An 11,095-nucleotide genomic window follows, 5' to 3' on the forward strand; every position below is an offset into this window, starting at 1 on the left:
AAGAATGATGCTTGTCAGTATATACCATATGATTCTTACTGGAGAGACATTTAATCCTTCAGATTATGAATCATTTAAAAATCCTAAGCCACCTATAAAGCAACAAGTTTTAACAGAAGAATCAGCGATAGAGTTTCTTAAGAAATCAGGTTTTGACGTTTCTAAATTAACTAAACCATAATATTCAATTATTCTATTTTTTCTAAATTATTCAAACTTATTTTTAAGTTTGTCTTTTTTTATACGTTTTGATTGATTTTTGTTTCACACTTTGTCCTCCTAATAGTTAAAGTTTATTTCTTATTATACATTGTGTCAATACTTACAAAAAAAGGAGGTAAGACCTCCTAACTACTACTTACAAATAGTAAAACCACTCTTCTTAAATGTGTCTTTAGATTCTTTAGTCTGTAAAAACTTAATTAAGTTATTTGCTTGTTTTTGATGTTTAGTTTTAGTTACACGTCCTACTGGATAAATAACAGATGTATCTAATAGGTTGTTGACTTTTTCAAGTACTGTTACTTTAGAACTGCTGGCTGAATCTGTAGAATAAACTAAACCTACTTCAGCACTACCACTTTCTACCCAGCTTAATACTTCAGTGACATTACCACCTAAAGAAATCTTATTCTGGATTGCATCCCAAGTATTTGCGTTAGTAAGTGCGATTTTTGCATATTGCCCTGCAGGTACTACTTCAGGATCACCTACCGCAATCATCTTCGCATCAGTAATGTTTGAAATACCCTTGACAGCAGTTTTTGTATCTTTCCCTTTAATTAATACAAGTTTATTTTCTAATAAATTTACAACACTCTTAGAATCAACAAGTTTTTCATCAACTAAGCTATCCATCTGTTTAGTGGCTGCACTAAAGAATACATCAGCATCTAATCCCTGTTCAATCTGAATCTGTAATTTACCACTACTGTCATAAACACCCTTTACGTTCACATTTGGATATTTCTTTTCAAAACGAGGAATAAGTGTTTCTTCAAAAGTCTTTTCAAGACTGGCTGCAGCCGCAATAGTAATTGTGACTTTCTTTTCAGGCTTCTTTTCTTCCTGTCCACATCCAGCTAAACCGAATACGAGCGCAAATGCACATAAGATACTAACTAGTTTTTTCATGAATCATTTCTCCATTTTTTATAATATACATTTCATGACTCAAAGCTATGATTTCATCCTTATTATGGGATACAAAGACAACAGGTCGATGGTAAGCATCTAGTTTAGTCTTCATCTCTTTTAAAAGTTCATCTTTTAAATCTTCATCGAGAGCACTGAATGGTTCATCTAAAAGAATCGCCTCAGCGTTATAAATAAGAAGTCTAGCTAAAGCAACACGCTGTTTTTGTCCCCCTGATAACTGTCTTGGATAACGCTTTTCTAATCCTTCTATATGCAACTCCTTCATCAGCTGAATCACTGAATCATGAATTGTAATCTTATCAAGTCTGCGGGCCACAAGAGGTGAGGCAATATTGTCATAAACTGTCATATTTGGAAATAATGCATAATTCTGAAACATATAACCAATATTTCTTTCTTGTGGTGTTAAGTTAATATGTTGATTAGAATCATAGAGTACTCTTCCATCTAAGACAATTCTTCCTGAATCAGGTGTTTCTATACCGGCTATACATTTAAGCGTCATACTCTTACCACTGCCACTTGGCCCCATCACACCTAAGCATATTTCATCAATCTTAAAATGAACATCTAAGTCAAATTCACTTAGTTTTTTATATATTTCTACTTCTAAATGCATCTTAAAAGCCTCTCTTTTTCTTGACCCATAACTGATAGATATTCAGTAATATGACAGCTGTAAAGCATATAGCGATAATAACAACAACATAGAAAGATGCGCTATGCATATCACTGCTGACAACTTCACTATAAACAGCTAAAGGCAGTGTACGTGTTTTTCCAACAATATTACCTGCAAGCATCGCTGTGGCACCAAATTCTCCCAAACCTCTCGCAAATGATAATACACCCCCACTGATAATACCTGGCAAGGCGTTAGGTACGAGCACCTTGAAGAAGATACTTGTTTCACTCATACCAAGTGTTCTTGCAGCATCTACTAAATCTGTATCCACCTGTTCAAGAGCTCCTCTGGCAGAGCGATACATGATGGGAAAAGAGATGACGACTGCCGCAATCACTGTGGCACTAAAGCTAAAGGCGATACGCACACCAAATACATTTAAGAAAAATGAACCAATCGGCTGATTGACACCAAAGATGAGTAATAAGAAAAAACCCATTACTGTTGGTGGTAAAACGAGTGGAAGTGTGAAGATACCATCAAAGATGAGTTGAATGACTTTATTTTTAAGTGTCATCATCCATCTTGCTGCAAAGAGTCCTAAAAAGAATGTAATAAATATAGAAAAAGCAGCGCATTTAAATGAGATCCATATAGGTGAATAATCAATCATCACTTCTTGCACAATCGTGCGCATCTCCTTTTAAGATTTCTAAGCCATGATGAAGAGAATCTATAATAATATCTAAACTCTCCTTCACTGCCTTGGCACTTCCTGGAAGATTAATAATGAGTGTGTTGTTTCTTATCACACTCGCGCCACGAGATAACATCGCACGATTTGTATATTTCATAGATTCATAACGAATCGCTTCAGAAATACCTGGGACAAGGCGTGTGGCCACTTTTAAAGTGGCTTCAGGTGTCACATCTCTAAGTGACAAACCTGTACCTCCTGTAGTTAAGATTAAATCATTCTCACAACGATCACTTAAATTAATAAGAGCCTGTTCAATCATTTTCTGATTATCTGGAAGAATATCTAATGATGTGACATGATAGCCTCTTTCTTCCATATATTTTTTAATATAAGGACCACTTTCATCCACTCTTAATTCTTGACTGCCTTTATCGGATAAAGTAAGCACAGCAACACGTATACGTGAATCTGAAGGAGGTGTATAAATCACTTCATCATCGCAATGAATGACTCCGCCATGAATGACTCTTGCGAAAATACCAAGTCGAGGCATAATACATTCACCTACCTGGTGATAAATACGACAATGAGCATGACAACTTTTACCTCTCTGGGTGATTTCTAAATCCACTTCACCAATATGAACATGGCTTCCTACAACAAGCTCATTAAAATCAATACCAGAAATAAGAAGATTCTCACCAAAAGCACCATCTTCTACATCTCCACCACGTCTTTTAAAGTCTTCTCTTTCTTCATAAGGTAATAAGCTGACCTGTCTATGCCATTTACCTGCATGGGCATCATGTTCTAAGCCAAAATCTTCTACTATTTTAGTTTCTTGTATAGGTTTCTTTTCAGTTCCCTTCTTCTCACTAATACAAATTGCTTCTACTTTTCCTGCCAATTGAATTCACCGCTCTTTCCACCTGTTTTCTTTAATAAATGAATATTTTTAATTTCCATTTCTTTACTAATTGCCTTGCACATATCATAAATAGTTAATAATGTCACACTTACTGCGTGTAATGCTTCCATTTCTACCCCTGTCTTCCCTTTACATTTCACTGTCGCAAAGGCATGAATCTGATTGTTTTCTTCATCTATTTCAAAATCAACAGTGACATTAGTAATCATTAATATATGACAAAGAGGAATCATATCACTTGTCTTTTTTGCGGCCATAATACCTGCAATTCTTGCCACACCAAGAACATCCCCTTTTTCTATTGTATTGTTTTTTATATGTTCAATAATCTCATGATTGACTTGAATAGTCCCTCTTGCATAAGCTGTTCTTTTTGTGATCTCTTTATCAGATACATCCACCATAATGGCGTTTCCATCTTCGTCAAAATGTGTAAATCCCATATTACCCTCCTATTTGATTCATTACAGTACCACTTTGTTCATCTTCAAAATGGTGCTGTTCTGGCTTCATATAAATGGCATCTCTCATTACTTCTTCTAGTTTGATTTCATTACCTATATAAGGTTTTAATGCGATACTATTCTTATGAAATAAGCATAATTTTAATGATCCTGTACTAGACAAACGCACACGATTACACTCATGACAGAACTTATGATGTAAGGCTTCAATAAAGCCAATGACACATTTCATATTCTTTATTCTTATATAATGTGCAGGACCATTGCCCAGTCTTTCTGTGATTTCTTCTATATTATAATGTGATGCAAAATATGACTGCACTTCTTCTATTCTATTTTCTCTTTTATTTGAACCAAGTGGCATGAGTTCTATAAAACGAAGACTCACTGGTAAATTCCCACAAAAATCAATCAAGCTTTCTAAATCACTTTGTGTAAAAAGTGGTCCTACGACTGTGTTAATTTTTATATTGAGTCCAACAGAAACCCCATAAAGAAGATTTTTTAATACTGTATCAAGTGTATCTTGCCCACATATAGCAGCATATTTCTTTGAATCAAGTGTATCTATAGAGAAGTTGATCCCATCAATCCCAATATCCTTTAACTCATCCATAGTACGTGCATCTAGTAATAAGCCATTAGTTGTAAGAGTTACCTGTCTCACACCCTCTAGTTGTTTGAGCTGTCTTAAAAAAGAAAGATATCCTTTTCTTACCGTTGGTTCTCCACCAGTCACCTTGAAGTTTACTATGCCTAGTTTAACTGCCACCTTGCATATATCTAGTATCTCTTCATAGCGTAAAATATCATTATGTGAAAGAAATTTGAATTTATCTGGATTACAATATACACAATGATAGTTACATCTATCTGTAATCGATATTCTCATATAATCAATTGTACGGTTATAACGATCCTTCATACAAACTCCTTTCCGTTATTCTCACTTGAGAATAACGCCATACACAGTGTACAATGATGTACATTAAAATACAATGATTTTGTGAAACAAATGAGAAATATCGCTTTGTTGACTTGTTTCAAACGCATTAGCGTATTAGAATAGTATCTATATTACTAAACAAGCGGAGGATAACGTATGAATTTCGTAAAAGATAGCGTAAATCAGCAGCCAATAGTAGATACAGTATTTACTATTGTTGCGAAAGCAAAGGAAGCGAAAGAAAAGTATGGAGCTGATCAGGTTGTAGATGCAACTATCGGTTCTTTATATAATGAAGAAGGTCAGCTTGTCGCATTGGACAGTGTTTACAATTCTTTAAAGAATCTTGATAATAAGGTTCTTGCAAAGTACGCAGCAAGCTTTACTGGTAACCCTACATTTAGACAGAAAGCTTATGATTGGGTATTAGATGGTAATAGCCATCTTGAACATGAAGTAGTGGCAACTCCAGGAGGAACTGGTGCTGTATCTATGACTATTCAGGAATGTTTAGATGAAGGTCAGACTGTCATCCTTCCTGAAATTGCATGGGGTAGTTATGCATTAATGGCTCAGATGCATAATCTTGAAATGGCTAAGTATTCTTTATTTGAAGGAGATCATTTCAATATTGCATCCTTCAAAGAAACATGTCTTGAAACAATGAAGAAGCAGAATAAGTTAGTGGTTGTTATCAATGATCCTTGTCATAACCCTACTGGTTATTCTTTGACTCATGAAGAATGGGATGAAGTGATTATTTTCTTAAATGAATGCAGCAAGACTCATGCTATTGTATTATTAAATGATATTGCTTATATTGATTTCTCAAGCCGTCAAAAAGAAGCTAAGACTTATTTTGGTCAGTTTGACAAGATCAGTGATAATGTGATTGTGGTTGTTTCATTCTCATTATCTAAGTCAATGACAAGCTATGGTTTAAGATGTGGTGCAGCAATCATCTTAGGTCAGAAGAAAGAGTCAGTTAATCAGGTAAAGATCGTATTTGAAAAGAATGCTCGTGCAACTTGGTCAAATATCAACAATGGTGCAATGGAAACATTTGTAGATGTATTAGATAACCATGGCGAAGAATATGATCAGGAAAGATTAAAATATGTGAAGTTATTAAAAGAAAGAGGAGATATCTTTACAACTGAGGCAGATGAAGTAGGATTAAAGTATTACCCATATAAAGAAGGTTTCTTCGTTACACTTGCTATGGATAATGAAACTCGTGATAAGTACCATGAAGCTTTAATGGCAAACAATATCTTTACTGTAAAGGTTAATCTTGGTATTCGTGTCGCTATCTGTTCATTATCAGTAGAAAAGACTAAAGGTCTAGCAAAGAAAATGAAAGATATCTTAGATACAATTCAGTAAAAGCAAAAGGATTGAGTCAAATGGCTCAATCCTTTTTATTTGTTTTAATCAACAGTTTTATTGTAAAATTCATCAGAATTCAATGTATTCTCATAGTTGATAGCACATAAAGATGTAAAGAACAAATCAAAGATAAACTTAGTAGAAATACTGAAAATAACATCTCGTAATTTCACAAATGTCTCATTGCTTTCTGCCTTGATTGTATATGTGACACATTTAGAGATTGGTCCTTTATCATCTGGTGTAATAGCAATAGTTGTAATAGCTCTACGGCATAATATACGTGCATTATCTAGAATATGTCGTTTATAGCCAGTTTTAGTAACCAAGATAACAACATGAGTTGATGGAACATTTAGACTAGCATGTACCTGTAAGTCCTGATTTTCATACACATAAACTGGTTTGCCAATTGGCATCAAAATATGTTGCGCATAATGTGCAATATCTGCGTTCATATCTGTCGCAATAATATCAATTGCCTCACATTTATTTAATACATCAATAATTTCATCATATTGTGTAAGTGATATATTATTTTTTGTACGGGCGATTATATTATCATAAAGCTGTGCTGTTTTATTAATGCATTCAAGTCCACTATCATTTTTGTTAAGTTCTACTTTAGGCATATGCATATCACGTAGTTTTAATACAATATCAAATTTGAAGTCATTAAAATTTGCATAACCGAACTTTCTAGAAAGTCTCAATATAGATGTTGGATTAGAATAAGTCAAACGTGCCAATTCTCTTGAAGACATATAAGGCACCTGATCTAAATGTTCGATAATATACTGACAGATTGATTTTTCAGCATCACTGAGTTTTTTATTTAATTCAATACCTTTCTGAAGGTTCCCTCCAGATTCTATAAGTTCATCTAATAACATAACTTTTCCTCCCTTATACGCATAAAAAAGGTACTTTCCCGCCTAGAAAGTACCTAGAAATGATTGATTATTCAGCCTCAGACTGTTTAGCCTGATACTTTTCGTAAGCAATCAAGAATGGTGTATAGATTACAACAGATAATGCGATAACGATTAACTGTGATAATGCACCCATTGGGTTAGCACCTGTACATATGAATCCAAAGAATACTGGTGGCATTGTCCAAGGTACTTCAAGTACGATCTTAGGACAGAATCCACTAGTAACTAATAGATAACCTACAACAAGTGTAACTACTGGAGCTAAGATAAATGGAATATCTAGAATTGGGTTCAATACTAGAGGCATACCAAATGTCATAGTTTCGTTGATGTTGAATAAGGCTGGAACGACAGAGATACCAGCGATTGTTCTGTTATCTTCACGTCTAGAGAAGATAAAGATAGCGATAACTAAACCGATAGTAACACCAGAACCACCGAATTCACCAAACATTGATAACATAGTTAAGTTCATTACATATGGAATGTCCTTCTGAGCAGCACCTGCAGTAAATGCAGCTGTGTTAGCATATAGTAATGGTCTGAAGATTGGTTCCTTAACAGCATTAACCATGTTGTTACCATGAATACCTACGCACCAGAATAATGAGATAATTACATAAAGAATAGCAACTGCAAAGATGTTGTTACCAATTAAGCTCTGTAATGGTTTCTGAACGACATTAAAGATTAATGCGTTTAATTCAGCACCAGTAGCTAACTGACATACTAATCCAATAGCACCAATAATGATTGCAGTTAGGCAAGTTGGAATTAATACTTCGAATGCACGAGCAACTCCAGGTGGAACCTGTTCAGGCATTCTGATCTTTAATGCATCATTCTTACGGAACATGTTGTAGATTTCCATACCAACGATTGCAACAATTAAGCCTGTGAATAAACCAGTTGCAGCAGTGTAGTTATTTAAAATACCACTGTAAGTGAAGCTATCAGCTGTAATTTTATGCTTAGCAGCTTCACCAGTTACATTAATAAAATTACCTAAAGTATAACCATGAGATTTACCAGCTTTATCGATGAAAGAAGCAGATAAATCTTTTGCAGCAAATGATGTAGGAGTAACCATCATCCATAAGATGAAGCCTAATACAGCTGGGAAAGCACCAGTTTCACCATTTGCTTCAGCAATTTCAGAAGCAAGTAACATAGTAACACTAATAGTAATACATGAGATTGTAGCATACTGCATAGCAGTAAAAATTGGGTTAAGAACTTTAAGTACCATAATTGGTTTCCATAAAGCACCTAAACCTGTTGTTTCGTTTACTAAAACGTTTGTCCAAAGAACACCAATGGCACCTGAGATAGTTGCAGGCATGAAGTTCTGGAATGCATTCTTGATTGCATTCAAATACTTATTCTGACCACACCAAGCACCGACACGTCCTAGCTTATCAGCAAAAGCGTCCATTTAATTTCCTCCCTTTCAAGAGTTGGCGTAACTCTTGTACAGGTACTATTTTACACAATTTAAAATGTAAGTCCATGGATGCGCTATCACGAGCACAATTGTTACAAAGAACTCTTTTTCACATATCATTATCTTGTAAATATGATACAGTTATAATCTATTTACCAATGTACTTTCATTTCAATTATAGCCAATCACCCCTTATTTTGGAAAACTTTTTTTTAAACATTGATTATTTTCCATTATTAAAATGATGTATGATAAAATATTCTTATAGATTTACATTACATAGAAGTGCATTAGAAAGGTGGTAGATGTTTATGAGAGATTATCATGCGCACGAAATTGGAAATGTAGCTGTTTTAGGACATTCTGGATGTGGTAAGACAAGTATAGTAGAAACAATGGCTTACCGCGCTGGAGCAACTGGTCAGATTGGTAATATCCAAAGTGGTAATACAATTAGTGACTATAGTGCTGAGGAGATTGCACGTCAGTCTTCTGTTAATTTATCAATCGTTCCGATTGAATGGGATAACTGTAAGATTAATTTAATAGATGTTCCTGGTACTTTTGACTTCGTAGGTGAAACAGAAGCAGCTTTATCTGTTTGTGAATCTGCTTTAATTATTTGTCCAAGTTATGCTGGTATTTCAGCAGGTACAAAACAAGCAATGTATAAGGCAAGAGATAAAGGTAAGATCATCTATATTAATGGATTAGATAATCCAAATAGCGATTATCCTACAAAGCTTCAGCAGTTAAAGGATACTTATGGTAAGGGTATTGCCCCAATACAGGTACCATTCATGGATAATAATAAGATGGTTGGTTATGTCAATGTTGCAAAGATGGAAGGACGTATGTTTGAAAATGGTCAGACGCATGTTGCCCCTATTCCTGAAGATATGATGGATGAAGTATTACCAATCAAGGCAATGATTGATGAAGCCGTTGCGAATACAAGTGATGAATTACTTGAAAAATATTTAGAAGAAGAACCTTTCACAAAAGAAGAGATTTCTAATGCATTAAGACAGGGTGTAACTGATGGTAGTTTGATCCCTGTACTTTGTGGTACTGATCGTATTGGTATTAGTATTATCTTAAATTCTATGTGTGCTTTCTTTGATTCAGCCAATCATCCAAAGAATGCACTTATTGTAAAGGATTTAAAGAAAGATGATGAAAAGATTTTAGAATGTAATGAAGATTCACCTACAAGCTTATTTGTCTTCAAAACAATTACTGATCCATTTGTAGGTAAGACTTCTTATTTCAAAGTAACAAGTGGTACTTTATATACAGGTATGACTCTTTATAATCCAAAAGAAAAAGAAGAAGAAAAGATTGTGAAGATTTATCAGCCTATGGGTAAGAACTTGATTGAAGTAGATAAACTTCATGCAGGGGAAATTGGTGCATTTACACGTTCAACTACGTGTCATACAAATGATACATTATGTGATCCACGTTATCCTATCCTTATTCCTGATACAGAATATTCTAAACCATATTATAAGAAAGCAATCGTACCTCTTGGTAAGAGCAATGAAGAAAAGATTGCGAATGCGATTAATAGATTACTCGAAGAGGATCCTACTTTAGTTTATGAATATAACGAAGAAACAAAGCAACAATGCTTATCTGGTATTGGTGATATTCATCTTGATACAGTGCTTAATAAATTAAAAACAAGATTTAAGGTAGAAGCAAAGTTTGAAGATGTCAAGATTCCTTATCGTGAAACAATCAAAAAGGAAGTCACTCAAAGAACAAGATATAAGAAACAGTCTGGTGGTCATGGACAGTTTGGTGAAGTAGAAATTACTTTCAAACCTTCTCGTGATTATGATAAGCCTTATATTTTTAAGGAAGAAGTATTTGGTGGTGCTGTACCTCGTACTTATTTCCCTGCTGTTGAAAAGGGACTTATTGAAAGTGTGAAAGCAGGATGCTTAGGTGGTTATCCAGTATTAGGTATTGAAGCAACTCTTATTGATGGTGCCTATCATTCTGTTGACTCTTCTGAAATGGCCTTTAAGACTGCAACATCTATGTGCTTCAAGGAAGCGATGCCTAAGGCAGATCCTGCATTACTTGAACCATATATGAAGATGAAGGTTATTATTGATGATGAGTTTACAGGTGATATTATGAGTCATTTAAATACATTACGTGCGAGAGTGATCGGTTCTGATGTATTTGAAGATGGCTTAATTAAGATTATTGCAGAAGCACCTATGAGTGAAGTGATGAACTATGCAGTTGATCTTCGTTCTATGACTCAAGGTCAAGGTGTCTTTGAAATGGAATTCCTTGATTATGAATTTGCACCTGCAAATGTAGTAAAAAAGATTTTAAATAAATAATGAAGCGAGGGAGTTCAATTTAAAACTCCCCCGCTTTTCTATTGGAACAATGATTGAAGATTGACTAAATGAACCTTTAATTTTTAAGGGGGGTCAATAAAAAACTCGCTTTAAATATTTGGGGGTTTCCACTTGTAAAGGGC

General features: G+C 34.5%; 10 protein-coding genes and 1 pseudogene. 3 read left to right on the top strand and 8 right to left on the bottom strand.

What is annotated here, in order from left to right:
• Nucleotides 1-181: pseudogene (locus EAI80_RS13465) on the top strand (hypothetical protein); the annotation flags it as partial.
• A gap of 173 nt (nucleotides 182-354) precedes the next feature.
• Here the strand turns inward: EAI80_RS13465 and modA are convergent.
• From modA to moaA, 6 genes are read right to left on the bottom strand one after another with little or no spacing between them, the layout of a single operon-like run.
• Nucleotides 355-1,134, bottom strand: coding sequence for a molybdate ABC transporter substrate-binding protein (gene modA, locus EAI80_RS09770; RefSeq protein ID WP_129981865.1), 780 nt, complete (start codon nucleotides 1,132-1,134; stop codon nucleotides 355-357).
• Complete coding sequence (locus tag EAI80_RS09775) at nucleotides 1,118-1,777, bottom strand: ATP-binding cassette domain-containing protein (protein ID WP_129981866.1); 660 nt, start codon at nucleotides 1,775-1,777, stop codon at nucleotides 1,118-1,120. Before EAI80_RS09775 ends, modA begins: the two co-directional genes overlap by 17 nt.
• Nucleotide 1,778: 1 nt before the next feature.
• A complete protein-coding gene (modB, locus tag EAI80_RS09780) occupies nucleotides 1,779-2,468 on the bottom strand; it encodes a molybdate ABC transporter permease subunit (protein ID WP_238634557.1) in 690 nt (229 codons plus the stop codon).
• Complete coding sequence (locus EAI80_RS09785; protein ID WP_129981867.1) at nucleotides 2,449-3,390, bottom strand: MOSC domain-containing protein; 942 nt, start codon at nucleotides 3,388-3,390, stop codon at nucleotides 2,449-2,451. Before EAI80_RS09785 ends, modB begins: the two co-directional genes overlap by 20 nt.
• A complete protein-coding gene (moaC, locus tag EAI80_RS09790; protein ID WP_129981868.1) occupies nucleotides 3,375-3,854 on the bottom strand; it encodes a cyclic pyranopterin monophosphate synthase MoaC in 480 nt (159 codons plus the stop codon). Before moaC ends, EAI80_RS09785 begins: the two co-directional genes overlap by 16 nt.
• Nucleotide 3,855: 1 nt before the next feature.
• Complete coding sequence (gene moaA, locus EAI80_RS09795; protein WP_129981869.1) at nucleotides 3,856-4,800, bottom strand: GTP 3',8-cyclase MoaA; 945 nt, start codon at nucleotides 4,798-4,800, stop codon at nucleotides 3,856-3,858.
• 177 nt (nucleotides 4,801-4,977) lie between these two features.
• Here moaA and EAI80_RS09800 point away from each other — a divergent pair, with 177 nt between their 5' ends.
• On the top strand, nucleotides 4,978-6,207 hold the full coding sequence (locus EAI80_RS09800) for an aminotransferase class I/II-fold pyridoxal phosphate-dependent enzyme (RefSeq protein ID WP_129981870.1): 1,230 nt from the start codon (nucleotides 4,978-4,980) through the stop codon (nucleotides 6,205-6,207).
• 44 nt (nucleotides 6,208-6,251) lie between these two features.
• Here EAI80_RS09800 and EAI80_RS09805 read toward each other — a convergent pair whose 3' ends face one another.
• Nucleotides 6,252-7,103 carry a MurR/RpiR family transcriptional regulator gene (locus tag EAI80_RS09805; protein ID WP_129981871.1) on the bottom strand — a complete coding sequence of 284 codons (852 nt, stop codon included), beginning with the start codon at nucleotides 7,101-7,103 and terminating at the stop codon, nucleotides 6,252-6,254.
• A 67-nt stretch (nucleotides 7,104-7,170) separates the two neighbouring features.
• Nucleotides 7,171-8,580, bottom strand: a complete 1,410-nt coding sequence (locus EAI80_RS09810) for a PTS transporter subunit EIIC (protein ID WP_129981872.1) — start codon at nucleotides 8,578-8,580, stop codon at nucleotides 7,171-7,173.
• A gap of 320 nt (nucleotides 8,581-8,900) precedes the next feature.
• Here EAI80_RS09810 and EAI80_RS09815 point away from each other — a divergent pair, with 320 nt between their 5' ends.
• A complete protein-coding gene (locus tag EAI80_RS09815; protein WP_129981873.1) occupies nucleotides 8,901-10,952 on the top strand; it encodes an elongation factor G in 2,052 nt (683 codons plus the stop codon).
• Nucleotides 10,953-11,095: the final 143 nt, after the last annotated feature.

The sequence above is a fragment of the Catenibacterium sp. co_0103 genome (assembly GCF_004168205.1).
Lineage (GTDB): Bacteria > Bacillota_I > Bacilli_A > Erysipelotrichales > Coprobacillaceae > Catenibacterium > Catenibacterium mitsuoka_A.

Excerpts from the sequence above, each read along its gene's own strand:
- EAI80_RS09815 (WP_129981873.1), top strand. The coding sequence starts at position 8,901 with ATGAGAGATTATCATGCGCACGAAATTGGAAATGTAGCTGTTTTAGGA.
- modA (WP_129981865.1), bottom strand. The coding sequence starts at position 1,134 with ATGAAAAAACTAGTTAGTATCTTATGTGCATTTGCGCTCGTATTCGGT.
- moaC (WP_129981868.1), bottom strand. The coding sequence starts at position 3,854 with ATGGGATTTACACATTTTGACGAAGATGGAAACGCCATTATGGTGGAT.
- EAI80_RS09800 (WP_129981870.1), top strand. The coding sequence starts at position 4,978 with ATGAATTTCGTAAAAGATAGCGTAAATCAGCAGCCAATAGTAGATACA.
- EAI80_RS09775 (WP_129981866.1), bottom strand. The coding sequence starts at position 1,777 with ATGCATTTAGAAGTAGAAATATATAAAAAACTAAGTGAATTTGACTTA.
- EAI80_RS09810 (WP_129981872.1), bottom strand. The coding sequence starts at position 8,580 with ATGGACGCTTTTGCTGATAAGCTAGGACGTGTCGGTGCTTGGTGTGGT.
- EAI80_RS09805 (WP_129981871.1), bottom strand. The coding sequence starts at position 7,103 with ATGTTATTAGATGAACTTATAGAATCTGGAGGGAACCTTCAGAAAGGT.
- moaA (WP_129981869.1), bottom strand. The coding sequence starts at position 4,800 with ATGAAGGATCGTTATAACCGTACAATTGATTATATGAGAATATCGATT.